At 34.8% G+C, this 24,906-nt stretch carries 28 protein-coding genes, 1 pseudogene and 1 riboswitch; of the genes and pseudogenes, 10 read left to right on the forward strand and 19 right to left on the reverse strand.

What is annotated here, in order from left to right; genetic code table 11:
- Positions 1-36: 36 nt before the first annotated feature.
- Positions 37-507, reverse strand: a complete 471-nt coding sequence (locus tag ACXY7N_RS29145; protein ID WP_016134826.1) for a GNAT family N-acetyltransferase — start codon at positions 505-507, stop codon at positions 37-39.
- A gap of 17 nt (positions 508-524) precedes the next feature.
- Positions 525-926 (reverse strand): DUF3980 domain-containing protein, encoded by a 402-nt coding sequence (locus tag ACXY7N_RS29150; protein WP_016087323.1) that lies wholly within the window; start codon positions 924-926, stop codon positions 525-527.
- Between the two features lie 108 nt (positions 927-1,034).
- Here ACXY7N_RS29150 and ACXY7N_RS29155 point away from each other — a divergent pair.
- Positions 1,035-1,475, forward strand: a pseudogene (locus tag ACXY7N_RS29155) (NUDIX hydrolase); the annotation flags it as partial.
- 33 nt (positions 1,476-1,508) lie between these two features.
- Here the strand turns inward: ACXY7N_RS29155 and ACXY7N_RS29160 are convergent.
- On the reverse strand, positions 1,509-2,420 hold the full coding sequence (locus ACXY7N_RS29160; protein WP_016134828.1) for a DMT family transporter: 912 nt from the start codon (positions 2,418-2,420) through the stop codon (positions 1,509-1,511).
- A 124-nt stretch (positions 2,421-2,544) separates the two neighbouring features.
- Between ACXY7N_RS29160 and pdxR the strand changes: the two genes are divergently transcribed.
- Entirely contained in the window at positions 2,545-3,987 is a 1,443-nt protein-coding gene (gene pdxR, locus ACXY7N_RS29165) for a MocR-like pyridoxine biosynthesis transcription factor PdxR (protein WP_016134829.1), read from the forward strand.
- A gap of 92 nt (positions 3,988-4,079) precedes the next feature.
- Here the strand turns inward: pdxR and ACXY7N_RS29170 are convergent, their stop codons facing one another.
- Positions 4,080-4,853: a GNAT family N-acetyltransferase gene (locus tag ACXY7N_RS29170; protein WP_016134830.1), complete on the reverse strand. Its 774-nt coding sequence runs from the start codon at positions 4,851-4,853 to the stop codon at positions 4,080-4,082.
- A gap of 312 nt (positions 4,854-5,165) precedes the next feature.
- Here ACXY7N_RS29170 and ACXY7N_RS29175 point away from each other — a divergent pair, with 312 nt between their 5' ends.
- On the forward strand, positions 5,166-5,606 hold the full coding sequence (locus tag ACXY7N_RS29175) for a YaiI/YqxD family protein (RefSeq protein ID WP_016134831.1): 441 nt from the start codon (positions 5,166-5,168) through the stop codon (positions 5,604-5,606).
- A gap of 86 nt (positions 5,607-5,692) precedes the next feature.
- Here the strand turns inward: ACXY7N_RS29175 and ACXY7N_RS29180 are convergent, their stop codons facing one another.
- From ACXY7N_RS29180 to ACXY7N_RS29210, 7 genes are all read right to left on the reverse strand, one after another.
- Positions 5,693-6,007 (reverse strand): DUF3892 domain-containing protein, encoded by a 315-nt coding sequence (locus tag ACXY7N_RS29180; RefSeq protein WP_016134832.1) that lies wholly within the window; start codon positions 6,005-6,007, stop codon positions 5,693-5,695.
- An 81-nt stretch (positions 6,008-6,088) separates the two neighbouring features.
- Positions 6,089-6,913, reverse strand: coding sequence for a DUF2785 domain-containing protein (locus ACXY7N_RS29185; protein WP_116363789.1), 825 nt, complete (start codon positions 6,911-6,913; stop codon positions 6,089-6,091).
- A gap of 276 nt (positions 6,914-7,189) precedes the next feature.
- Positions 7,190-7,732: a GrpB family protein gene (locus ACXY7N_RS29190; protein WP_116363790.1), complete on the reverse strand. Its 543-nt coding sequence runs from the start codon at positions 7,730-7,732 to the stop codon at positions 7,190-7,192.
- A gap of 126 nt (positions 7,733-7,858) precedes the next feature.
- Positions 7,859-7,984 carry a hypothetical protein gene (locus ACXY7N_RS29195; protein WP_016087316.1) on the reverse strand — a complete coding sequence of 42 codons (126 nt, stop codon included), beginning with the start codon at positions 7,982-7,984 and terminating at the stop codon, positions 7,859-7,861.
- Positions 7,985-8,158: 174 nt separating this feature from the next.
- Positions 8,159-8,902, reverse strand: a complete 744-nt coding sequence (locus tag ACXY7N_RS29200; RefSeq protein WP_016136741.1) for a metallophosphoesterase family protein — start codon at positions 8,900-8,902, stop codon at positions 8,159-8,161.
- 13 nt (positions 8,903-8,915) lie between these two features.
- A complete protein-coding gene (locus ACXY7N_RS29205) occupies positions 8,916-9,854 on the reverse strand; it encodes an aminoglycoside phosphotransferase family protein (RefSeq protein ID WP_116363791.1) in 939 nt (312 codons plus the stop codon).
- A gap of 14 nt (positions 9,855-9,868) precedes the next feature.
- On the reverse strand, positions 9,869-10,666 hold the full coding sequence (locus tag ACXY7N_RS29210; RefSeq protein WP_116363792.1) for a VOC family protein: 798 nt from the start codon (positions 10,664-10,666) through the stop codon (positions 9,869-9,871).
- A gap of 206 nt (positions 10,667-10,872) precedes the next feature.
- Between ACXY7N_RS29210 and ACXY7N_RS29215 the strand changes: the two genes are divergently transcribed.
- Positions 10,873-11,775: a sulfite exporter TauE/SafE family protein gene (locus ACXY7N_RS29215; protein WP_016136743.1), complete on the forward strand. Its 903-nt coding sequence runs from the start codon at positions 10,873-10,875 to the stop codon at positions 11,773-11,775.
- 39 nt (positions 11,776-11,814) lie between these two features.
- Here the strand turns inward: ACXY7N_RS29215 and ACXY7N_RS29220 are convergent, their stop codons facing one another.
- Positions 11,815-12,264, reverse strand: coding sequence for a GNAT family N-acetyltransferase (locus tag ACXY7N_RS29220; RefSeq protein ID WP_116363793.1), 450 nt, complete (start codon positions 12,262-12,264; stop codon positions 11,815-11,817).
- 386 nt (positions 12,265-12,650) lie between these two features.
- A riboswitch (Lysine riboswitch) is annotated at positions 12,651-12,843 on the forward strand.
- Between the two features lie 112 nt (positions 12,844-12,955).
- Between ACXY7N_RS29220 and ACXY7N_RS29225 the strand changes: the two genes are divergently transcribed.
- From ACXY7N_RS29225 to ACXY7N_RS29235, 3 genes are all read left to right on the forward strand, one after another.
- Entirely contained in the window at positions 12,956-14,422 is a 1,467-nt protein-coding gene (locus ACXY7N_RS29225) for an amino acid permease (RefSeq protein ID WP_016087310.1), read from the forward strand.
- A 113-nt stretch (positions 14,423-14,535) separates the two neighbouring features.
- On the forward strand, positions 14,536-14,841 hold the full coding sequence (locus ACXY7N_RS29230; RefSeq protein WP_016134839.1) for an iron-sulfur cluster biosynthesis family protein: 306 nt from the start codon (positions 14,536-14,538) through the stop codon (positions 14,839-14,841).
- A 33-nt stretch (positions 14,842-14,874) separates the two neighbouring features.
- A complete protein-coding gene (locus tag ACXY7N_RS29235) occupies positions 14,875-15,645 on the forward strand; it encodes a DNA alkylation repair protein (protein ID WP_353811168.1) in 771 nt (256 codons plus the stop codon).
- A 110-nt stretch (positions 15,646-15,755) separates the two neighbouring features.
- Here ACXY7N_RS29235 and ACXY7N_RS29240 read toward each other — a convergent pair whose 3' ends face one another.
- Positions 15,756-16,736 carry a hypothetical protein gene (locus ACXY7N_RS29240; RefSeq protein WP_016087307.1) on the reverse strand — a complete coding sequence of 327 codons (981 nt, stop codon included), beginning with the start codon at positions 16,734-16,736 and terminating at the stop codon, positions 15,756-15,758.
- A gap of 467 nt (positions 16,737-17,203) precedes the next feature.
- Here ACXY7N_RS29240 and ACXY7N_RS29245 point away from each other — a divergent pair, with 467 nt between their 5' ends.
- Positions 17,204-17,965 (forward strand): class I SAM-dependent methyltransferase, encoded by a 762-nt coding sequence (locus ACXY7N_RS29245; RefSeq protein ID WP_016136745.1) that lies wholly within the window; start codon positions 17,204-17,206, stop codon positions 17,963-17,965.
- A gap of 90 nt (positions 17,966-18,055) precedes the next feature.
- Here ACXY7N_RS29245 and ACXY7N_RS29250 read toward each other — a convergent pair whose 3' ends face one another.
- Together ACXY7N_RS29250 and ACXY7N_RS29255 are read right to left on the reverse strand one after the other, a co-directional pair.
- Positions 18,056-18,241, reverse strand: a complete 186-nt coding sequence (locus ACXY7N_RS29250; RefSeq protein ID WP_098985916.1) for an antitoxin VbhA family protein — start codon at positions 18,239-18,241, stop codon at positions 18,056-18,058.
- Between the two features lie 140 nt (positions 18,242-18,381).
- Positions 18,382-18,882, reverse strand: coding sequence for an NUDIX hydrolase (locus tag ACXY7N_RS29255; RefSeq protein WP_488592832.1), 501 nt, complete (start codon positions 18,880-18,882; stop codon positions 18,382-18,384).
- Positions 18,883-19,093: 211 nt separating this feature from the next.
- On the opposite strand from ACXY7N_RS29255, the gene ACXY7N_RS29260 reads away from it, so the two are divergent.
- Positions 19,094-19,726, forward strand: a complete 633-nt coding sequence (locus ACXY7N_RS29260) for a cephalosporin hydroxylase family protein (RefSeq protein WP_033659717.1) — start codon at positions 19,094-19,096, stop codon at positions 19,724-19,726.
- 33 nt (positions 19,727-19,759) lie between these two features.
- Here the strand turns inward: ACXY7N_RS29260 and lepB are convergent, their stop codons facing one another.
- Together lepB and ACXY7N_RS29270 are read right to left on the reverse strand one after the other, a co-directional pair.
- Positions 19,760-20,281 (reverse strand): signal peptidase I, encoded by a 522-nt coding sequence (gene lepB, locus ACXY7N_RS29265; protein ID WP_016087302.1) that lies wholly within the window; start codon positions 20,279-20,281, stop codon positions 19,760-19,762.
- Between the two features lie 82 nt (positions 20,282-20,363).
- A complete protein-coding gene (locus tag ACXY7N_RS29270) occupies positions 20,364-22,517 on the reverse strand; it encodes a peptidoglycan D,D-transpeptidase FtsI family protein (RefSeq protein ID WP_016136748.1) in 2,154 nt (717 codons plus the stop codon).
- A 289-nt stretch (positions 22,518-22,806) separates the two neighbouring features.
- Here ACXY7N_RS29270 and ACXY7N_RS29275 point away from each other — a divergent pair, with 289 nt between their 5' ends.
- Complete coding sequence (locus ACXY7N_RS29275; protein WP_016136749.1) at positions 22,807-23,388, forward strand: hypothetical protein; 582 nt, start codon at positions 22,807-22,809, stop codon at positions 23,386-23,388.
- 55 nt (positions 23,389-23,443) lie between these two features.
- Here ACXY7N_RS29275 and ACXY7N_RS29280 read toward each other — a convergent pair whose 3' ends face one another.
- Positions 23,444-24,172: an NAD-dependent protein deacylase gene (locus ACXY7N_RS29280; protein WP_141552374.1), complete on the reverse strand. Its 729-nt coding sequence runs from the start codon at positions 24,170-24,172 to the stop codon at positions 23,444-23,446.
- A gap of 75 nt (positions 24,173-24,247) precedes the next feature.
- Entirely contained in the window at positions 24,248-24,895 is a 648-nt protein-coding gene (gene pcp / locus ACXY7N_RS29285; RefSeq protein WP_098878916.1) for a pyroglutamyl-peptidase I, read from the reverse strand.
- Positions 24,896-24,906 lie beyond the last annotated feature (11 nt).

Consider the following 24,906-nt stretch of genomic DNA (forward strand, 5'->3'; position numbering starts at 1 on the left):
TCACAACAAAAAGGCTAACTTGGCGCTAGCCTACTTTTACACATGCTTTAAAAATAAAACTCTACTCCCGCCGTTCCCGTCATAATTTGTATGTACCGATACACCTTCTATCTCATCATCTCCAGCTTCAATTTGAAAGCCAATCTCCCTATGAAACTGTATCGATTTTTTATTAACTGGTGATGTGATTGCTTTTACAACTTTACGGTTATTTGCACGGGCGATATCAAAGAAATATGAATACAATGTTGATGCGATTCCTCTTCTTCTATACTTCGGATTTACACCGATAAAGTGAACGTACGCTTCCTCTTTATGCGTTTGTGAAAAGAATCCGCATAAGAAACCTAATGTTTCTCCCTCTTCTTCAATGATAAAACTCGTTTCTTGAAAGTGAACGAAGAACAATTTTGGCAACATGTCCGCCATGTCTCTCCCGCCCCACCAATCATTTAAAACAGAATGAATCTTTACATAATCTTCCCCTTGTATGTTTCTTACTCGCATGTATTTCTCCCTCTCACTCACTTCATTTTTTCATAAATTTTAATGACTGTTTCTACTAATAGGATGAATACCCAAATACCGCAAAATACAAGTACCGACTGGAATATGGATCCAATAATAATAACACCAACTGCACCTGATCCTGAAATTGATACTTCTCCAAATCCTGGATCATGTATAAGCGATCCAGCAGAAAAAGCCATTAAAATTGATCCTATTAAATAAATCACACTCATTATTTTTAATATTTTTATAGAAAGATATGAAGTTTGTTTTTCTTCCACTTGTGATAATTCGATTTCCCCACTCGCAATTCCTTTTTGCAAACAGTCTTCACACAAAAATTCTTCCTTAATTTTTTTACCACCGTGCAACGCACCTGTTATTTCTTTACACCTTGAACATTTTCGATTTATCATTTTGGTAACACTCCAATCTCATAAGATTATACTTATATAATTCTGCACTTACCTTAATATTCCTTTTATGTATTTTATAGAGAAATGAGGTGTTTTATGATGTCTTAACTTACTTTTGGTTATAAAAAGCCTACTGAACAATATGTATTAAGACCTAGTTGTTATGCGATTATTTTTCAATCATCTTCTTCAAAGATTGCTGTTATCCAAAAAGGAGAATGCTACTTTTTACCCGGCGGTGGTATGGAAGGTAATGAAACAAAAGAAGAATGTATACATCGTGAATTACTAGAGGAATTAGGATGGGCAATTGAAATTGAACAGTATATCGGTAATGCAATGCGATATTTTTATGCTGAAAAGGAAGATACATATTATTTAAATGATGGGTTCTTTTACATTGCGAACATGGTGCAGAAACAAACTGAAAACTGTGAGAAGGATCATGTTCTAAGGTGGATGTCTCCTTTACATGCTGTAGAGCTTCTCATTCACGATCATCAAAAATGGGCGGTTGAACAAGCGCTTTTATTACGAAATAAAAAATGATCTCCTTCTATATGAAAGAGATCATTTTTACTGTTAACTTACCTTTTTCAAATTAAGAGCAGGCTTTTTGATTCCGCCTTTTTTTACAACATATAAGCCAATGAAAATAATAAGTCCGCCAACGAGTTGCATCATATTAATTTGCTCCCCAATTGTTACTGCCGCAAAGATAACTGCGAACAATGGTACAAGATACATATAAACCATTACTTTCGTTGAACCTATTTGACTAATGCCAACATACCACATTGCTAGCCCAAAGATGGTCGCAAAGATGATTGAATATGCTAGAGAACCCCAGCTTGGCATGTCTACTGGCCACGTTAATGTGTTTACATTGAATAAACAGTATATAACAAGCGGTACAATTCCAATTAAAGTAGACCATGAAGTCACTCTCATTGCGGAGTATTTTGTAATAAGAGGTTGTGCTAAAATTGGATACCATCCCCAAGCAATTGCTGCGACTAATCCAATTATATTTCCGAGCCACGCATACTCGTAAGTAGCTCCTCCTGTATGCCCTGTTAATAAAACGAATGCTGCACCAATAAACGCTACGATTGAACCAATTTGAACTTTCATCGAAAAACGTTCTTGTTTGTGTAATACTGCTAATATCCCTGTAAAAATAGGTGACATCGCAATTAATAATGAGGCGTTCGTTGCTGAAGTATATTTCACAGATAGCATAAACATCGTTTGATACATTGCCGTACCAACGATACCGACTGCTATTAATCGTAACCAATCTTTTCTTTCAATACGTAATGAGCGTTCCATCATAAATGTAATAAGTAATAATACCGGAGATGCTACTAAAAATCGTAAACTATTAAATTGAATGGATGACATATATGCCACGCCATACTTTCCAATTGTATAATTTGCTCCCCATACTAATGCTACTGATACTAGGAGCCACTCCATTTGCCATCGTTTCATCCGAATCTCCCCTTCCATATTTAGCATAGTAAAATTGGCTGGATATAGCACCGTCCAATTGGCTGTTTTTTTCCCCAGCCAATTTGTTATACTGAATGTATATAAGAGATGCGGAGGCGTTTGTATGGAATGGAAGCTAGATAACGACAGTAAAATCCCAATTTATCAGCAAGTTGTTGACTTTATTGAAAAACGTATTACATACGGAGAACTTCCTCCTGGAAGCTTCCTCCCTTCAGAACGGAAATTAGCTACGCAATTAAATGTAAACCGAAGTACGGTAACGACTGCTTATAATGAGCTGCGTGCTATGGGAATTGTAGAAAGTACGACTGGTAAAGGTACACGTGTGAGTACACATATGTGGGGTGTTTCTCCAACATTAACGCCGAACTGGAGAAATTTCGTAGAAGGTGGTACTTTCTTACCAAACTTACCCTTACTTCGCCATATTCGAGCAGAAGTACAACAAAATGAAAATATTATAGATTTTGCAAACGGAGAGCTCGGTTGTAATCTCTATCCTCACGAGCAACTACAAACGATTTTACGAGAACAACCGTTAACGCATTCATTAAGTTATGATCATCCGCAAGGCTATCTTCCGCTAAGACAAGCGGTCGTAAAATATATGAAGGAATATTTAAAAGTTGAAGCGACTGAACAATCCATTATGATTACATCTGGCGCACAGCAAGCACTTCACCTTATCGTACAATGTTTATTAAATCCCGGTGATGCTGTCGCTTTCGAAAGTCCATCGCACTGTTATTCCTTACCGTTATTCCAATCAGCAGGTATTCGTATTTTCCCATTACCTGTCGATGAACACGGTATTAATCCAGACGATGTGCAAGAGTTATATAGAAAGCACCGTATTAAAATGATCTTTTTAAATCCAAATTTCCAAAATCCTACGGGCACAATGCTACATCCAAACCGTAGAAAAAAACTGTTATCACTTTGCGCAGACTTACGAATTGCGATTGTGGAAGATGATCCGTCCAGTCTACTTACGCTAGAAAAGAAACAACCTTGCCCTACTTTAAAATCAATAGATGAAAATGGGACAGTCATTTATGTACATTCCTTATCAAAAATGATTGCACCAGGCTTACGAGTTGGCTGGCTTGTCGCCCCGCAGTCTGTAGTTGAAAGGTTATCTGACGCACGGCATCAAATGGAATTAGGTATGAGCATTTTCCCGCAGTGGCTTATGCAGCAATTTTTCGAAACTGTACCATTTCAGTCACATATCGTACCGTTACGAAAACAACTAGCAGAAAAAAGAGACGTTATCGTTCGTGCCCTAAATAAGCAACTTCACGATAAAATCTCATTTTCAAATCCGACCGGTGGTATATACATATGGGGAAAATTAAAAGAACCGATAAACGAAAAACAACTTATTATGCAAAGTTTAAAACAAGAAATCGCCTTTATGCCCGGTAGTATTTTCGGTGCGAAAGATGGTTATATTCGTTTATCTTATGGAAAAGTGAATATTGATCAAATTGAGGAAGGGATTTCTCGTTTACGTGAGGCTATTTTGGTTTGTGGAAAATAAGTAGCATCCTTACATATCGTCAATAGAATTTCATTAATTTTTAAATAAGTACATAAACTAAAAACCACTTTAGTTTATGTACTTGTATTGATTCATTTTTGTATTTCAATAAAATATGTATCATAAGATTCTTTAAAAGTATAGCCTAGCTTTTTTGCTAGTTCAACAGATTCAGAATTTGCTCCATCCCAACTAGGATATTTCCCTCTATCTAAACAATCTAATATAAGTGCAGATGCTACAATCTTAGCTAAACCTTTTCTTCTATGTTCAGAATGACTCGCAATTTCAATCTCGATTCCATCATCAAATATACTAAAGGATGTTGCAGCAGAAACAACTTGTCCTTCATTTAAAATGGCGTACCCTACGCCCCTATCAATAAAATCATCCATTGAATTAAACTGACTAGTAAAATCTTCTGATAGTGCATGAAATGAAGAAAACTTTGCTATATCTTTATCGATCTTTTTCATTTCATAATCTTGAGGTAATGTAGACAAAATATCCCGTATATATTCTTTATCTAAATCGCCGGGATTCTTATTAAATCTAAACCTTTGAAACTTCTCAATTGATCCTTTGTGAACAGTCTCTATCCGTTTTTTCCATTCATCCGAATCAACAATGGCAAGAGTAAAATCAGGTAGATTATATAGTAATTCTTCCGCCTCTTTTGCGTTTGGATTCCCGGCATAAAACACAAAAATTCCTACAGTTATTTGAGCAACAGTTGGATTTTCAGGATTGTCTACCCACGCACTTCCCATATGCCCTTGGAGATAGGAAAGTACAATAGTACTATCGAAATTCCCAAACATCTCAACTAACTTTTCCCTTACATTGTTATCTGCTTTATAAATCATTCCATTCCTTCTTTCCGAAAATTATTATTATTCCATCAATTATATATTAGCATATACTTTAAAAAATATACAATTTTTGTAAGTTAAAATACAAAATCCTCGTTTGACAAAACCTAAATCTACCATTATTATCAACACGAACCTAGTTACCCCGCATTAACGAGCAATAAAACTCCCAGCTCAAAATTCAGCTGTAACAAAGAAGTTAGGTGGGAGATCAACTGCCCGTAAATGTCCGATTGGTTCAACTAATAATTAGTGGAGGATGAATCCCCCCACTGATTAAAGTTTCACTTTATAGGAGTGGTAAAAATGAAAATTTACGTTGATGCAGATGCTTGTCCTGTAAAAGATGTAATTATTTTAGAAGCTACGAATGTTGAAATCCCTGTAACCCTCGTTACTAGTTTTTCTCATTATTCTAATGCGGAGCAGCCAAAAGGTGTAGAAACAATTTATGTTGATTCCGGAGCAGATGCTGCAGATTACCGGATTATGCAATTAGCTCAAAAAGAAGATTTAATCGTAACACAAGATTATGGCCTTGCTTCACTCGCTTTAGCAAAAGGCTGTATCGTGCTACACCATAAAGGCTATAAGTATACGAATGATAACATTGAACAATTGTTACAAACACGATATTTAAGTGCAATGGTTCGAAAAAGTGGTAAGCGTACAAAGGGACCGAAACCATTTACAGCAGAAGATAAAGAGAAATTTAGAGCGCTCTTTAAAAGTATGATCGCACATTAAAAATGAACCGTCTTTTTGCAAGGAAAACTTCGCAAAACAAAGAAGAGAATATCCAAATGAACATTCTCTTCTTGAGGTTTACCCGTTTAAAATGAAGGTAAATTATCTAAGTTATTTTCTTTTATTCCATCAGGTTCACTACGTATAATATCTCTACCATACTTATGAAATACGTCCACATGAGCTAACTTCCCTGATTTCGCTTCACTAAGAGCAGCTATATAATCTAACTCTCTTCCGCTACTTGTTTTAAACGCTATTAAATCCCCATCATCATTTTTACGAACGGCAACAATTTGTTCTGCTCCTGAATTGACTTCATGGTCTACTTCAAATTGCACTTGCTCTTCTCCTTGATGTAAGTAATCATTGTAAACTTTTTCAAAGTCTTTTTCATCCATAACATTCACCTCCAACACATTTTATTAGTATGGTTGGGGGGTGTTGGTTTTATGTAATTTGCTCTTAATTTGGATATATTTTTAATACCTACGCAAATCCTTCAAAGTCTCCAATATATCATCTGTAAAGGCTGTACTACCTTCCGCCTCTAAAACTCTAAAATAAAAACTTCTTAAGAAAGTTCTAATATTTTGTACTAAAATAGCATGCTGCGGATGTCGGATATCTTCAACAGTTGCTATACTTTGTAGCCAATTGCTCCACTCTTCTTCAGTTAATAGATTTTGGTTGCGTAATGACATAATTGGCTTTACTAATCTCTCATCCTCAAAGTGTACATATACGTAATCACCCAATCGAACCTTCTGGCGAACAGCAGCTAGTATTGCATATGAAAACTCACGATTTTGTATTGTACGCGCTAAAGCATCGAGGGCATCCGCTGCGTGTGCTGTAGAATGTGCCCAACCTTTTCCTTCTACGTAACCTCTTACATCTTCTTCTAAATATACATATTCCAACACTTGTTCTGCCACACTGTACAGTTGCTCTTCAGATAACAATGGTTCTCTTTCATGAACAGATAAAATAAGTGGCGGAATTAATACGGAGAATGCACGTTTAAATACAGAGTCTGTGCCCTTTTCACCAATTTTATAAAATAAATAATCAGGACTAATCGCTTGTAGCATTAACCCTCGTAATTCTTTTTGTCTAAACACATCACTTGTAATCCATGTATGAAGCGTACTATAAATTAAATCATCGCGTAATTCAGCATCAGGTGATCCGATATAATCTAACATCCACTGCGCATATGGATATGCATCTACATCTTCTGGTACAGCATAATTATTATTTTTAATTTGTAGTAGTTCTTCTTTTAATTCTAGTACTTCATTCATTAGATTTCCTGTCCCCTTTGTACTTTATTAACTTATTTTTTCCTTATTCCCTTTAATTTTTTTCATAAAATCAAGTCGATTTTTAGAATCGTTTTAGTACCTATCTTTCTATGAACTTGATTCAATTATATAAAATTTATCATGATAAATAAAAGGAAATACATTAGAGCATCGTAGTCTCTCACTTTGTTTACATGCATTTCATGTAAGTTTAAGTTATAAAATAAAGTATGTTTTTTCTTTTATATTCAAACGTAGTTACAATCAAAATTTAAATCATTTTAGAACTTGTTTAATAAATTCTGTTTTAGCTTTTGTGTATGCTTCTCTATCTTGGTTAAATTTTTTAGCTAAATCTTGTTTAAGATTTGAATACTCATAAACTAATTGTGGATTTTCTCGTAAGCGATTGCGAAATAAAAGTTGTTGCTCCCATCGCTCAGTTCCTTTAACCATCAAATGCAGGTGCGCTACACGCCTATTATTCTTAACTTTCACAAAGAACCTTCTCCAAGGTCTTTCATCTAATTCTGGGCTTACATAATGCCAATTATATATGCCCAATTTCGCTGAAATATGTAGTACTCTATCAAATGAGTCTATTTCAGCCATTAAATCAATGATAGGTTTTGCTGGTAAACCAGGTATGGATGTACTTCCTATATGTATTACTTTGCTTATACCGTGAGGAGCAAGCAGTTCATATAGTTGCTGTTCTTCACATCGGCCTTTATCTTGCCAATCAGGATTTGCATTAACTATCTCTACTGACTCATTCGCCCACACAGGCCATTCGTTCGGATTATCTTTTTTATCCACCCAAAACATCACCCTTTCACAAATTTTTTGCTATATAAACGATATTAAATTCCTTTACATATAACTAACGGATCGTCAAAATTGCTATTCTGAAAAACAACATCCGCACACTCTTTCGGATTATGCTCATTCGTTTGCGAATGTTGTTTTTCCTGACGCTGTAATACCACTTACTCCAACTCTTGTTGGATGGGTTACGTTTAATTTTAAAATATGATCTACAATTTCTTTCATACGTTGTTTTCGGTTCATGATATTTCCTCCACACAACCTGTTTACATAATATTATTATGAGTAACATTATGTGTCACTATTTGTCGGTAAGTCGATATCCTTTGTCGAATCGTTGATATATCGAAAAAATCGTTGATATATTTTAAGTTACGATAGATATATTTGAAAAATCGTTGATATATTATGATTGGCTTACTTTCCCTTAAATCCTCGATATAAAGCAGTGCGTAACTCTTGTTTGTATTCTTCAATCTCTGGCATATTGAGTTCTTCTGCTAGCCTGATGGCCAATTCAATATCATACGGTACACGTACGAGTTGAATGGAAAAGCTCGCTGCTTCTTTTTTATCGTAAGTTCCTTCAAATATTAAATAGGACGCTTGTGTAATTTCAAGAGGATTACCTACACTACCAGCATTACATAACGTTTTCCCTCTGAAATTTTGAACGAACGCTTGGTGAACGTCACCGTAGCAAACGACATCTGGTTTTCTTTCCCCTTCTATATTCTCTGTGAGCTCACTGTTTTCGAACATACTAATCCGTTCTTCTCTTGAGGCATGTGGTTGAATTCTTTCATATAAACTTCTCGGCGAAGCGTGGAACATACGAATGAGTTTGCCGCTCATATAAAATTCGATTGAAAATGGTAAGTTTCTTAAATAGTCATTGTGTTCTTCCGATAGTTGTTTTTGATGCCATTTTAACGCCTGAAATTCAGTCGGTTTTGTAATAAAATCATCCCAGTTCCCCATTACAACTCCATCACATTCTTTACGAATGATTTCAATCACTTCGCTAGAATGAGGACCTTTTCCAACTAGATCTCCAAGACAAATGATGTGCTCAATTCCTCTTACTTTAATATCTTTCAGTACAGAATCTAATGCCGGAATATTACCGTGAATATCTGAAATTACCGCTATTTTATCCATATAAATCCCTCCATTACTTATTGTTTATTATATCCTCATGTTGTGATTGATACCATTTTGGAATATAGGATGAAAAATGATTATGATCTTCTAAAATTCCGTTCAATCTTTCCTTCATATCATCTACTAAATGTGGCGTACTTCGGTTTGTCCATACGATATCAGCTGGGAATGTCATTGCTGCATATAATGAGTACAGTTGCCAAAAATGAAGCGATGGTTCGCCTCCGCAATAACCTTGAACTTGTCCAACCGCAAATGGTTTGCTTATTCTTGTAGTAAAAATCGCTACGTTATAAAAATCGTGTATTGGATCGCCAAAATCATATCCACCAAAATCGATAACGATAAATTCCTTATTATGAATCATACTATTTGCTGGATGGAAGTCATCGTGTAAAAAGGTAATAGGGCGATTTTTCAATAATTGTTTATGCTCCCCTACAAATCTTAAAACTGGCTTTAAATCAAGGAAGTCTATTTCATAGTTTGCTAACGCTTCTACGTATCTTTCATATTTATTCCATCGAACCGTTTCCCAGGTATCACTCGCACTTTCTCTTTCTAGTGAGTGAATCTTCTTTAACACTTCCCCTGCTTTTCTTCCTGCATTATACTGTTCTTCCACCGATAACTTCCCTAAACCTTCTTCACCATTTACACCTTGGGTCCATTCAAATACTTGAACACCTTTATTTAGTTCCTCAAGTTTTATGAAATGAATCAACTTGGGCGTTGGAATATGTAATAACTCTAATTGTTTCATATACGTATATTCTTCATGTTTTCGCTCAAAATGAACAGCATCACATACTTTTACAAAATATGTTTCTCGATTCTCTAATTCAACTTTATATTTCTCTTCATGTGAAAAACCTTTTGAAATAGCTGTACACTTTATAATACGAGGCCATTCTAGTCTTCTCTCTATCTCTCTAAGCATTTCTTCCAAAACATTCACCTCTATCAATATATGTACAAACTACCTAACACTTCATGCTCTCGTTTATTTTCCCCTTTAAACTCCACTGCAAATGGATATTCGCCACGATGCTTCAAACATTCTTGTACTAGCCCTTCTCCAACCGGTTCACAAAACTGCACATGAATGTCACCGAATGATACGCTTTGACACTCCGCATTCCATTCTTCATTTTGTATGATTGAGCTTGCGGTTAGCCCCATTACTTCTTTCCATTTCCGCACCGTTTCTCGAACGCTTTTCACTGCGTAATGAATCGTTTCAATTTGTTGTACTTTGTTTTTATGTTCAGTGATTGTCCCTATGTTGCGTAAATCATTTCTTCTTTCTTCGTCTGTTTCATTCCACTGTATAAAGAAAGGTAATTTCGGTCCATTTTCTTCTTGCTTTACAAATAACATTTTCCATTCTAAAAGGCGGCCATCTTTTCTCATACGCTTCCCTTCAAATGGCCCTATCGTTTGTAAACCGTATTTACTAAACTGATCTGCTAATTCTTCAATGGCATCTGTTCGAATTGCGATTTGTAACATACCTTCTCCAGTTTGTAATTTCACCACTGTTTCTTGTACTAATGGATTTTCTGCTTCTTTCGCTTTTTCTTCATGTTGAACTGCCAGAAATTCTATGTATGATAAATCAAAATAACTTAAACTATTCCAAGTACCCCAAGTAGTATGCTCTCCGCCTAATACAGTATGAAATCCAAGTTCCTGCATTTGCTTTGCCGCTTCCTCCGGTGTACAATTCACTGCGTGTACGAGATGATCAAATCGTAACATGTCTTTCTCCCCTTTCTCTCCATCCTTTTATTGTATATTTTATTTTTATTTCGTTCAATTCAAAAAACTTTAAAACCTAGTTGATTTATACGATTAATGTGTATTATAATGAAACAAATTTAATTATTGCTGATTGGAAAAACCAAAGGCACTTTTCTCATACGGGAAAAGTGCCTTTTTCATTTACTATTACAGGGGGATTATTTATGCAGAAATTAATTGTCTTTGCTATTATTGGATTTTTCGCTCAATTGATTGACGGAGCACTTGGAATGGCGTATGGGGTAACATCTACCTCACTTTTACTAATGTTTGGTATCGCACCTGCTGTCGCTTCCGCATCTGTTCATTTAGCTGAAGTCGTTACAACCGCCGCTTCTGGTGCATCCCACATCAAATTTGGAAACGTTGATAAATATACCGTTTCCAGGCTTACATTGCCAGGAGCAGTTGGCGCATTTATTGGGGCATGTTTTTTAAGTAATTTACCTGGCGATGTAATTAAACCGTACATTTCCGTATTTTTATTTACTTTAGGGGTTTATATTTTATTACGATTCATCATTCAAAAACAAATTGTCACTTCAAAGAAACGTATGTCTGCTAAACAGCTTGTTCCGCTTGGCTTATTCGCTGGATTCGTTGATTCAACTGGTGGTGGTGGCTGGGGTCCAATTACGACACCTGTACTTTTAGCAAGAGGAAACGAAGCTAGAAAAGTTATCGGCTCTGTAGATACGAGTGAATTTCCTGTTTCACTCGCTGCAACAATTGGATTTTTCATTTCACTTGGCTGGGAACAAGTAAGTTGGGTTTGGGTATTTTCTCTCATGCTCGGTGGTATCGTTGCGGCACCAATCGCCGCGTGGTTAGTGCGCATCGTACCTTCTCATTTACTTGGCGTATTAGTTGGTGGCCTTATTATCTTTACAAACATTCGTACACTGCTTACTACATTTAAAGTGGATCCAACTATTATTTCACTTTCTTACGTGGCAGTTGGTCTTGTCGTTATTATTTCTATTTTCATTGCTGTTCGCAATCATTCCAAACATTCTAACGCATCGACCGCCGGATATCCGAATGATCAAAAGCAAATGCTACCATAACGATAAAAATACCGCCCGATATACTTCGAGCGGTATTTTTTATTTTTCCATTCTCCAATTTATCATTGTCTCTGTAGTGCCAATTCTTTTCATATGTAATTTCTCTAATACACGAATCGATCCATCATTTTCTAGAAGTGTCTCTGCAATAATTGTTTCTACCTGTTCTGTTTGAAAAGCCCAATTTATTAATTCTCTTACAGCTTCTGTTGCATACCCTTTATTCCAATATTTCTCAATAAATCCATAACCAATTTCTACTGTATGTTCCTCATTTGGTTTCCCTTTAAACCCTACATCACCTAGAACGATGTCATCTTCTTTTCGAATGACATACCACGCGCCCCAAGGTAATAAATCCTTATCTTGCTTTATATTTTCTACATGCCCTACAATATGTGGACCACTATTATATCCTTGCTCGTTAGCAACGTGAATACTCTCTTTTGTACACGGCACTATATAGAGCCTTTCTGTTTCTAATTTCATGTTGATTTCCCCTTTTCAATTAAACAATACCTCAATTTTATCAGAAATAAAAAGAATATTCATTCTATTTATCAAATTTATACTTATTCTTTGAAACGAATTTAAGGAATAATCCTCTTTTAATAGTTATGTCGAATTATATTTTCAGAATTTTCTTTTATTTTTAAAGGGTTTTCCAATATTTTTTGCGAAACATTTGTATAACAATTTCTTTCTTTATTTTTTGTTACATAACAGTAGGTTCGGGTGGAGTTTTGCAAGCGTTTCCTATACAATAACCGATATTTTTTGACTTTTCCTAACAAAATATCTTGCAATATATTCAGAAACTCATTACAATTGCCATATATTAAAAATCTTAGCAATATATAAAATCCTCATCAATCCGATGAGGTAGAGGTTGCGACTTTTAAAAGTAAAACGGACGAGACACTGAGAATGTCCCTGACTTCGTTTGAAAGGAAAAGTTGCCGAAGTTTATATTTCTTCTCTGGAAGTATAAGCTGGGGCTGTCTCCGAAAGGAACAGAACTGTCACGTTTACAAAATTACCGTGTAAACGTGGGGTGCTATCTTAACGGAAGGGTATGATGGGGTGGTTATTTGTGAAACGTTCCGCCAAATTCCTTTGGCGGTTTTTTGTATTTTTCTCCCCCGCTCCTTCCTAACCTACAAGAAAAGGAGTGTTGAACATGAATAGCGCAACAAATCAATCTACCTCTAAAACGCAAACTACACAAGGACAGGGTGAATTAAAACGCGGATTAAAATCTCGTCACCTTACGATGATTTCTCTCGGTGGTACAATCGGTACCGGACTATTTCTTGCTAGCGGTGGTGTTATCCATTCTGCTGGTCCTGGCGGTGCATTAATTGCATACGCCGCAATTGGAATTATGGTTTACTTTTTAATGACAAGCTTAGCTGAACTCGCAGCTTACATGCCTGTTACTGGATCTTTTAGTACGTACGCAACAAAGTTTGTTGATCCATCACTTGGCTTTGCACTTGGATGGAACTATTGGTATAACTGGGCCATTACAATTGCTGCTGAACTAGCTGCTGTAACATTAATTATGAAATTTTGGTTCCCAGATACTCCTTCTCTTATTTGGAGTGGATTATGTTTAGCTATTATTTTCCTTTTAAACTATTTATCTGTTAAAGGGTTTGGTGAATCTGAATATTGGTTCGCACTTATTAAAGTAGTTACTATTATTATCTTTTTAATTGTCGGCTTCATGATGATTTTTGGAATTATGGGCGGCGAATCTGTTGGCTTTAAAAACTTCACTGTTGCAGATGCACCATTTAATGGCGGCATTATGGCAATTATCGGTGTATTTATGGCTGCTGGTTTCTCCTTCCAAGGAACTGAATTATTAGGAGTAGCTGCTGGTGAAACTGCTGATCCAGAGCGTAACATTCCAAAAGCAATTCGCTCGATCTTTTGGCGTATTCTTTTATTCTATATCCTTGCGATTCTCGTTATCGGTTTATTAATTCCTTATACGACTGAAAGCCTTGCTGCAAGCGATGTAACAGTAAGTCCATTTACACTTATTTTTGAAAAAGCGGGCGTTGCCTTTGCTGCTTCTGTTATGAACGCTGTTATTTTAACGGCAGTACTGTCTGCTGGTAACTCTGGTATGTATGCATCAACTCGTATGCTTTGGGATCTAGCTCGCCAGGGAAAAGCACCAAAGTTTCTTGGTAAATTAGATAGCCGCGGTGTACCTGTTAACGCATTAATCGTAACGTCAATTGTCGGTAGTATCGCTTTTATTGCCTCATTATTCGGTGACGGTGTTGTATACATTTGGTTATTAAACGCATCTGGAATGTCTGGCTTTATCGCATGGGTCGGAATCGCAATTAGTCATTACCGTTTCCGTAAAGCATATATCGCTCAAGGTAAAGATTTAAAAGACTTACCATATAGAGCGAAATGGTTCCCGTTCGGTCCAATCTTCGCATTTGCACTTTGTGTCATCGTAATTTTAGGTCAAAACTACGGCGCATTTATGGGCGAATCAATCGATTGGAACGGTGTACTCGTTTCTTATATCGGTTTACCACTTTTCTTAGTACTATGGTTAGGATATAAATTTACGAAGAAAACGAAAGTGATTCCACTTGATAAATGTGAACTAAAATAAAGTAAAACGAGCAAACAAATTTGTTTGCTCGTTTTTTATTCCAATGCTTCTCCCTTCCCTATTGCTCCTGTTTTTGCAATAATAAAGGAAATATAAATAAAGGTTGGGATACCATGAACATTCGTATTACTGATGAAGCAAAAGCAGCTATACATAGATTAGAACGTGAAGACAAAAAGATCATTCGCATTAGAGGAACAATGACAAACTCTTGTAGTATTTTCGTTGATGTGGATTTAATTTGGGATACATATGATGCAGATGACGTTGTATATGAAGATGCAGAGCTTATCGTACAAATGGATTCATTCACGAAAGACTACACTGGTGATACGGTGAAACTTGATTATAAGACGACTGGTTTTAGTATTACGACTCCGAGTGAGACTTTGGTTTATGGATTGTCGATTAAAAAATAAAAATTGTTTTTATTTGACCACCGAGGTGAAAACATGGGTAAATATGTTCCGTTGAAATTTTTATTTAATGAAGAATTAGCAGAAAGTATGGCTGATTCTATTTGTAAACACGTTCCTACTTTCTCGAAAAGAAACTTCGTATCTTCCGTAACATGTAAAGTTGAAAGTTTAGAGTTAAAGCAGCGTATTGAAGTAATTGCAGATGAATTACACAATGCTTTACAAAAAGATTTTCATGCAGCAATACATATATTACTGAAAACATTGGGACCAGAAAATACAACAGAAGTAGGCACATTTACAAACGGATATATGTACATGCCTATTGCAAAATACGTTGAAAAATATGGGCTTAACGATTTTGAAACCTCATTCAACGCAATGTATGAAATAACAAAAAGGAATACTGCTGAATATGCCATTCGGCCTTTTCTTGAAACATATCATGAAGATACACTAAACATATTACAACAGTGGATTCATGACGAAAACAGCCACATTAGGAGATTAGTTTCCGAAGGTACAAGACCAAGACTTCCTTGGGCTAAAAAAATAGGAGCTCTGAAAGGTGACTTTAAGAACAATTTAAAACTTTTAGAGCCATTAATGAATGACCCTTCTAAATATGTCCAAAAATCAGTAGCCAATCATATTAACGATATTACGAAAGAAGATAAAGAACTCGTTTTTCAATGGTTGCAGCAATTACGCGATAACCAGTATCCTGTTAACCCTTGGATTATAAAACATGGGTTACGAACGGTGCTTAAAAATGGTACTTTACCAAAAGATTTTTCTTTTTAAGTATTTTAAACAAAAACGCTTATGCTTCAAAAATGAAGTATAAGCGTTTTTTCCTTTTATATAAAGCAATTATAAACGTAAAAAGTGCTTTAAAATTCTTCTTTATACCTTTATTTTACTAACTCTTCTATGTTATTACTTTTCTTGATTTTTTCTGATGATAGCCAGAGTGAATAACTTGTTCCATCCTTGTTCCTTAAAAATATGTTAAATTCCTTATTATATAGTTCTTCTTTAAGAATAGTGACTACCTTTCTCAAATCCTCTATTACATAGGAATCATTTCTATATTTTATCTCACTGTCATTGAAAACTAAAGTCAATTCATACTCTAGACAATTGCCGTCTTTCGGGTGTGAACAAGTAATATCTTCAATTACAAAACGATCATTTTGAATTTCATTTAACCTTTGGCCTACTTTTGTTTCAGTTTGAATCAAATATGTCCAATAACCACTTACGGTGTTTTTCATTGTTAAAAGCAGTTCTTCTTTCGTTATAGCTTTTTGCACATTATGAAAAGGGAGGCCTATAGATTCACCATTATAATCCTCAATTTCAAGTTTTGTTATCTTTTTATTACTCTTCTGAATGAATTGGATTAGAGCATATAAACGATCTAATTCTTTTGATTCAAATTGACTGTAATCAATCTTGTCACTCGTTTTTAAAGTTAATAATAACTCATCAGTTGGTTTCTCCTCTATATCATCATCCACTATATATTGAAAAACATTTTTATTTTCAGGTTCTACGTAACCTAATTTTTTCATTTCCTCTAGCATTGGCTTAAATTTCTTATATTCCTCATATGTTTTTTTTCCGTATTGATATTCATCCCCTTTTATTCTTGAATATAAGAAACCATCTACCTCTACTCTAAATTGAATATTTTTATTGTTTTTTGCTTGAACAGTATGATATGTATGTCCCATATTCCCTTCATGTATAGCACCCCAATGTGTTACAATCACATCAATTCCGTGCTTTTTTTTCACATATTTTTTCACCTGATCTTCATCTTCATAATTACAACCACTTAAACATAAGAAACACAACACTAGCAACATTACATTTTTCATTTTTTTCATCTAGCCCATTACCCTCTTTTCGTACAAATAAAACATTCCATATATAAACAATACTAAATTATCGAATGTTTTCAAAGAATTAAAACGTTTTTATATTCAGTATATATATCTATTTCTTTTATTAATAAAAATATCCCCATAGATAAGTACATCCAAAGGGATAAAACGGTGCCACTTTTTTATAAACAGTACGACTTTATTGTTATGTAATAGAAATGTGAAATATCTTGGCACAATGTAGATTTACTGTATACCCTATCCAAAATTTGATCGTACGCTCACCTTCCCTAATAAATTCAAAGGATTTCCACTCGATTATCCCGAATATATAAATAACCATTCTCACAAGGAGCAAATTTATATGAATCTATTCGAACACGAAACGTAAAACCGCTTCACTTTAATAAGAGGTCCTCCCTTTTTCTTTTCTCATCATATCATTTGTTAAAAAATAGGAGGACAAAATTATGAAACGTGATCCATTATTTTTAACTTTATTAGAAAGTGCAAATACACATTTTAGCGGCTGGGATTTTTCTTTCATTTCAGAAACTGGTCGAATGAATAGCGAACCTTTATCGTGGTCGTACGGCAGCACTGCTTTCCAGCTTATGCAGCGTGCAAAATCAATGCTTGATATGGGGACTGGCGGCGGAGAGTTTTTGTCTATGTTACAACCGTTCCCGTCAACTATTTATGCGACTGAGGGTTACGCTCCAAACGTGCCAATTGCTCGAAAGAAATTAGAGCCTTTAGGGGTTACTGTTGTAGAGGTAACTGAGGATACTGCTTTACCATTTCAAGATGGTCAGTTTGATTTCATTGTGAATCAACATGAATCATATGCTGCCTTTGAGGTAAAAAGAATCCTTTCTCCTAATGGAATATTTCTTACACAACAAGTTGGTGGTCTCGATTGTGCGGAACTTAATGAGCAGTTTGGTATACATCTAAATAGCGAATTTGCAAGTTGGTCTCTGGAAACTGCATGTAATGAACTAAATGAAAATGGATTTACTATTTTAGAAGCAAAAGAAGAATTTCCTTTTCAACGTTTTTATGATATTGGCGCTATCGTCTATTATTTAAAAGCGATTCCTTGGCAAATTCCTGATTTTACTGTCGAAGGTTATTTTGAAGAATTATATCGTATACATGAAATCATCTTACAAAAAGGTTATTTTGATGTGAAGCAACATCGTTTTATTATTAAAGCGATTCGTGGCTAATCATGGAGTATACGAAAATGAAAAAGAGATGGTTCTGCCATCTCTTTTTTCTCGTTTATTTAACAAAAGTTTGTGGTGGCTTCTAGATTGTTAAGTACGTTCACGTCTCGCAATCGCATCAGCTAATGTAATAAGTTGCTCGTGCGTTATCTTTCCTGTTATCTTCGCTTTAATAATTTTTTCCATTTCTTTTGTAACGGTCATACCGTCTATTGCTAAACTCGCTTTAGCTGCCTCGAAAGCTTTATTTAGTTCGTCCTCGTTTTTGAATGCCATAATTTGAGTTCCCCCCTTCAAATCGCTTTATTTACTCTGTTAATATAAGAAAAGTAATATCATCCAAATTCTTATCTAGCCGATTGCTCTATTACAATATTATCTACTAGATTATAAGAGTGATTGTTTTCATATTTTTCCTATTGAGAAACGAGTTGTTTTTCATACCTTTTGTTCGCATCATCTTCTGTCAAAAATACAGTTGTATAATTAATAATATTCCGGTTGTCATATGTGAATATATGCTCTAACTGATTTTCTTCTGTTAATACTACTGGTAAGTATCTTTGTAAATTGCTAACTACACCTCTATTATCACCATCTAATATCCAATCAATTTCTTTCCATTCTAATAATCCTTCCGCCGTACTTAACGGTGTATTCATATGTACTCCATCTGGCAAATCAGCAAGGAATACATACATTCCCTCACTATGCCAAGACTCGTCTTTATCTTTAAAAATAACATTCCCCTTATACGTTACACATGGAAGCTCTATTCCCGTTTCCTCCAACGTTTCTCTAATTATTCCTTCGTATGGCGTTTCATTATCTTCTATTTTTCCTCCAACACCATTCCACATTCCCATATTCGGCTTTTTATTTCTATTCAATAAGAGTATTTCATTTCCTTTTCTAATGAATCAAATTGTGTACTTATACATACGATCATTTCCTTTCCTCCTCATCTACAGATTTACACTGCATTTTGATTAAATTTGCTGTACAAAGATTTTTCATTATACACACAATTGGTTTTTAATGAGGTGTTTTGCTCATTTTTATTCAAAAACATTCTCCTTATAATTATGTTTTACATATTATATTGTACAACTTTCGTTTCAGAAAGGAGTGTTCAAGATGGATAACTTAAGTAGCGAATTTTTAAAACAATATTACGATAGTCGAGTCTGGTTATATGATACACATTGGCTCGGGGTTCCCATTTCCAAACTTCCCTCTGACCTCTTTTTATATCAAGAAATCATTTACGAATTAAAACCTGATTTAATTATTGAATGTGGGACCTTTTACGGTGGTAGTGCACTGTATTTAGCTTCTATATTAGATTTAATTGGAAAAGGACACGTTCTGACTATCGATGTATTTCCACAACCAAATCGTCCATCCCATGATCGTATTACGTATTTAACAGCTTCTTCTGTTTCAGTAACCGCTGTGCAAAAAATATTAAGTATGCGTAAACCTGATGATGTGATTTTAGTTATTTTAGATTCAGATCATAGTAAAGAGCATGTAGCAAAAGAACTTTTACTTTATAAATCTATCGTTACTACTGGCAGTTATATTATTGTAGAGGATACATCTATTAATGGAAATCCTGTTTCTCCCGATTGGGGGCCTGGCCCAATGGAAGCTGTTGAAGAGTTTTTAGCTAAAAATAATAATTTCATAATCGATGAATCCAAGCATAAGTTTTTCATTTCATTTAACCCTAAAGGTTTTTTAAAGAAGATAAAGTGAAACTTTAATAAGTGGGGTTTTGTATTACCCCACTTATTCTATGATCTTCATTTTTGAAAAAGGATAATATACAAATTCCACTTTGCCTATTATATTATCTTCTTCAATATATCCTAAACCATTTCGACTATCTCTACTAAGTTCACGATTATCTCCCATTACAAATAACTTATTTGGCGGGATTTTTGTCTTTTGAAAGTTATAAAACACTTGCGTATTATTGAATAAATCTTTATTTGTATACGGTTCTTCTTGCTTTTTATCATTCACATATACTGTTCCATTCGTTATGTTAATTACGTCACCAGGAAGTCCTATTACTCGTTTTACATAATATTTCGACTCATCTTCTTCCTTTATAATGACAATTTCTCCGTGCTCTAAGTTAGAAAAATGTACTGCTGCTTTATTTACAAATACGTAGTCTTCTTCATATAAAGTCGGTTGCATTGATTTCCCTTCCACTTTACATAAAGTAAAAGAATGATAGGCTACTACCAAAACAAACACGAAGAGTATGTATTTTCCCCAGCCTCTTTTAATCTCCTCTTTCATATCCATTCCCACCTTATTTAAACGCTTTTTAACTCAAAAAATATATCACTGCACAATATGTCTCCATGCAGTGATACTATTTTTACTGGGCCTTGTTCGGCTGCTCTACTGGGACTGGATTTCCACCCGCTCTTTTCGTTTTCAATTCAAAATACGCATCCAAAATCTCTTTACCAATCGCGGAATTAATTCCTGATTTGTCATCATTCACCCATGGTACAACAACTGAAAAAGCTACTTCCGGATCAGCATCATATGGTGCATAACCGGCAAGAGTTAAATTATAACATTTTTTCCGGTTATAGTTTTCATCTCTTCCAATATCACTTTCTCCACCATATACAGTTTCAGCTGTCCCTGTTTTTCCAGCTGGTTTATACGGTAATCCTTTAAACGTTGCAGTACCTGTTCCGTCAGTTTCTTGAAAAACTCTTCTAAATCCTTCTTTTACATGATTAATGTATGAAGTGTCCATATCCACTCGATTTAAAATAACTGGTTCAATAGACCGGACAACTTTTCCAACATCCTCTGGTCTATGTGGTTGCTCTCTCACTTCTTGTACAATTTGTGGTTTCATTCGGTAACCACCATTTGCAATCGTTGAAATATATTGAGCAAGTTGAAGCGGCGTATATGTATCGTACTGTCCAATCGCATAATCAAGTAAAAAACCTGGTATGTTATCAGTTCTACCCATTTGACCAATCGATTCATTCGGCAAGTCAATACCCGTTGGTACACCTAACCCGAACTGTCTAAAATAGTAGCGCATTTTATTAAATGTCTCTTGTTTAATGTCTAACGGATTGTTTGGTACATAATTTATACCAGCCATTTTTAATGCTGTATTAAACATATAAACGTTTGATGATACTTGTAAAGCTCTTAAATCATCAATATCACCAAATTCTTTCCACGATTTCTTCGGCTTCGTACTTCCTTTAAAATACATTGGTGCATCAAAGAAATGCGTATACGGCTTAATTGTGTCCGTTTGATATCCGGCTAATAATGTAGCCCCTTTCACAGTTGAGCCTAACTCATAAGAACTTGTCATCGTTCCTAAAGCAAAATCTTCTATTTGCATCCCACCATCTTTATTTACAATTTTCTTTCCTGCCATTGATAAAATTTGGCCATTTTTCGGGTTCATCATTACTACGAACGCACGATCCATCATCGGCTCTGCAGAATGAAATGCTCGTAAATTCTTTTCAAGACTTTCTTCTACTTTTTTCTGTAACTCCATATCTACTGTTAACATTAAATTATTTCCACTTTTTCCTTCGGTCACTTTTTCCGTCCGAATAATATTTCCTGCTTTATCCGTAATATTTTTAGTCTGTTCTTTCGTTCCATGTAATGCATCTTCGTATTGTTTCTCGATGTAACTCTTACCAATACGGTCATTTCGGTTATAATCACGTACTAAATAATAATCTAATTGTTCTCTTGGCAACCCCTCATTTTCAGTAGAAACGCTACCAAGAATAGAACGAAGTATTTTATCATTTGGGTATTCACGTTCCCAATCCACTGTCGTATCCACTCCTGGCAAACTTGCCAATCTTTCACTTACGACTGCATATTCATTTTGACTTACATCCTTTTTAACAATTTGCGGCGTCATTTTATATCCCGCATTCATCTTACTTTTAATTGCTAGTACTTCTAGATCCTCTTTTGAAAGTTCACTTAATTCTTCTTGTGTAATTCTTTCTCGGCGCAACTCTTCTACTTTTCCATCTAATTCTTTCCCTTCTATCTCTTGCTTCCTAAATGTACTCTCATCTTCTTTCGTTACTTTTGCTGCGGCACGCTTTTCATTTAACTGCATCCAAAAATCTTTTTTATCTGTTTCTGTTAACTTACCTATATCTTCTGGTGACATTTCAATTAGCTGCGCTAAATGTCTTGCGACTTGTAAAACTTCTTTCGAATCTACTCCTTTCATTTTCGTATATGTAACGGTTCGTAGCGGTTTGTTATTTACAATCACTTGACCTTGCCGATCAAACATTTTTCCTCTAGGAACAGGCGTGCTTACCGTTACATCTTCCTTTTTGTTCACTTCATTTCTATACGTTTCGCCATCAATGATTTGTACTTTACCTAATTGAATTATAATAGCTGAAAATAAAAGAAAGACGATAAAAAATAGTACATTTAACCGAAAAGGAATATGAGTCTTTTTCTTTTTCGATTGTTTCTTCTGCTCCTTTTTCTGTCTCATTTCGCTCCCTCGCTTCATTCTATTAACATTTCTACACAGAACCATTATGTATCAAATTTATTTATATGATATATATAGAATTTTATATTAATTATAAAAGAAATAAAAGATTTAATTTTCAGTATTTTAATTTTACATCCTATTTATTACCATTCCCCTTAATACGTCATAACATGAATTTTATTCTGAAAGAAATATCGTAATAATTGGTTTTTTATACCCCTCGTTTTCATTTCTTTGTATACTTAAGAAATAAATCAATAAAAGACATTACTAAGGAGAAAACGAAATGACAGATGCATTTACAATACATACTAATACGTCACATTGTTTAAATTTTATGATTTATATTCAAAATATGTATCTCAACCAAAAAGAGAAAAAAGAAAATTTGAGATTTCCTTACATAGCAAGACAATTAAACTTCTCTACTGACTTTGAAGCGAATTTCAAAGAATTATGGCATACACTTCGCAAACAAATTGCTAACGACAAATATGATTTACAAATTTTCTATGAAGAAAATCATATCTTTTATGAGAAGTTTTTTGACACTCATTTATGTAATGAAGAATCCTTTAAAGAGTTAATATGTAGTTTTAAAGTATGGTGGACTAGCATAGCAGGTCAGCTTTCATTAGAACATTCTGTAAGTGATTATAGTGAACAACTTTATAATGACTTAGTTTTATACCTAAATCAAAACCAAATAGAACCTTTACAACAGCTACATATTAGCTTACTTTATGACGACTGTGTACTCGCTAAAGAAAACATTTCTTCCTATTCTGCTATTTTGCCAACCAAAACATTTTTTATGGGTTATAAAGATGTGATTACTACATTATCGAAATGTTTTCATGTTGTTTAATACAGCGATTACTCAAATAAAAAACTGAGGTGGATACCTCAGTTTTTTCGATAACTTATTTAATCGAAGACAATCCTTCAACAAACTCACCAATCTTATTTTGAAAAACAAAATCAAAGTTATATTCTTGCCCAGTTAACTCTTCATTTACTAAGATCGTTGTTGCCCCTATTTCCCTCTTTGCAATTTCTGGGAATGAAGCGACAGGTTGTACTTTTAATGACGTTCCCATAACGATAAGTACATCTGTTTCATATAAACGTATTATTGCATTTTGATATTGCGGTAATGTATCTCCGTATAAAACGACGTCTGGATTTAAGATAAAATTACACTTCTCGCAACGAGGCACTTCATGATCAATCATATACTGTAAATCATATCCCGCTTTACACTTCGGACAATGTGCTGTTTGAAGTGTTCCATGTAAATCAATGACATGTTTACTACCGCCTAATTGATGTAAACCGTCAATATTTTGCGTTAAAATCGTAATATCTTTCCCTTGTTCTTCGAATTCAGCTAAAAAGCGATGGCCACGATTTGGTTTATATTGATGAAACGTATTAATTTGAAAGATTTCTTTATAATGCTTCCAAAATTCTTTCGGGCTTCTATTATAATATCCTCTTGATAAATACATCTCGACATTCGCATCAGCATACAATCCATTTGCTGAACGGAAATCTGGGATACCACTTTCCGTACTTGCTCCTGCACCTGTTAACACTGTAATTTTCTTCGCTTGCTCTAAAATTGAACGTACTTCTTCAAATTGCTGCACAACAATCACCTCTATGTATTTTCCTATTCTTATTATACCAGTTGTTTACAGGAGGTGTTGTACAATTCATTCTACTTAATGCGTCGTACCTCCAACTTCCACAATATCCACCTCAACTATCGTCGTTACCTCAATCGCCAATTCTATCCCTTTACCAATAGTAGAAAGTGACATACTCGGTTGGCCTGGATAGTTACTCGCTTGTTCTGGTAAAAACGGAATATGAATAAATCCACCTTTTATTTTCTTACCCTGTTTCTCTAGTCCATGCATGAGACCATAGAATAAATGATTACAAACGAATGTACCTGCTGTTTGTGAAACGGAAGCTGGTATGCCTTCTTCTTGAAGTCTTTTTACAATTGCTTTCATCGGAAGCGTAGACCAATAGGCAGCAGGTCCTTCTTCTACAACCGGTACATCTACCGGCTGATTCCCTTCATTGTCAGCAATTCTTGCATCATCAATATTAATTGCGATACGCTCTATCGTAATATCTGGTCTGCCCCCAGCTTGTCCGATACATATAATCATTTCTGGGTTTAGTTCTTCTATATACTCTTTTAATACTTGTATTGATTTATGAAATACAGTTGGTACTTGTTTACTAATAACCTTGTATTCTCCGATTGTTTTTTCGTGCAAACTTTTTGCGACTTCCCAAGCTGGATTGATGCTTTCTCCGCCGAACGGATCAAATCCTGTTAGTAATACTGTTTTCATAGTTTTACCCT

Source organism: Bacillus sp. 5w2 (genome assembly GCF_054353775.1).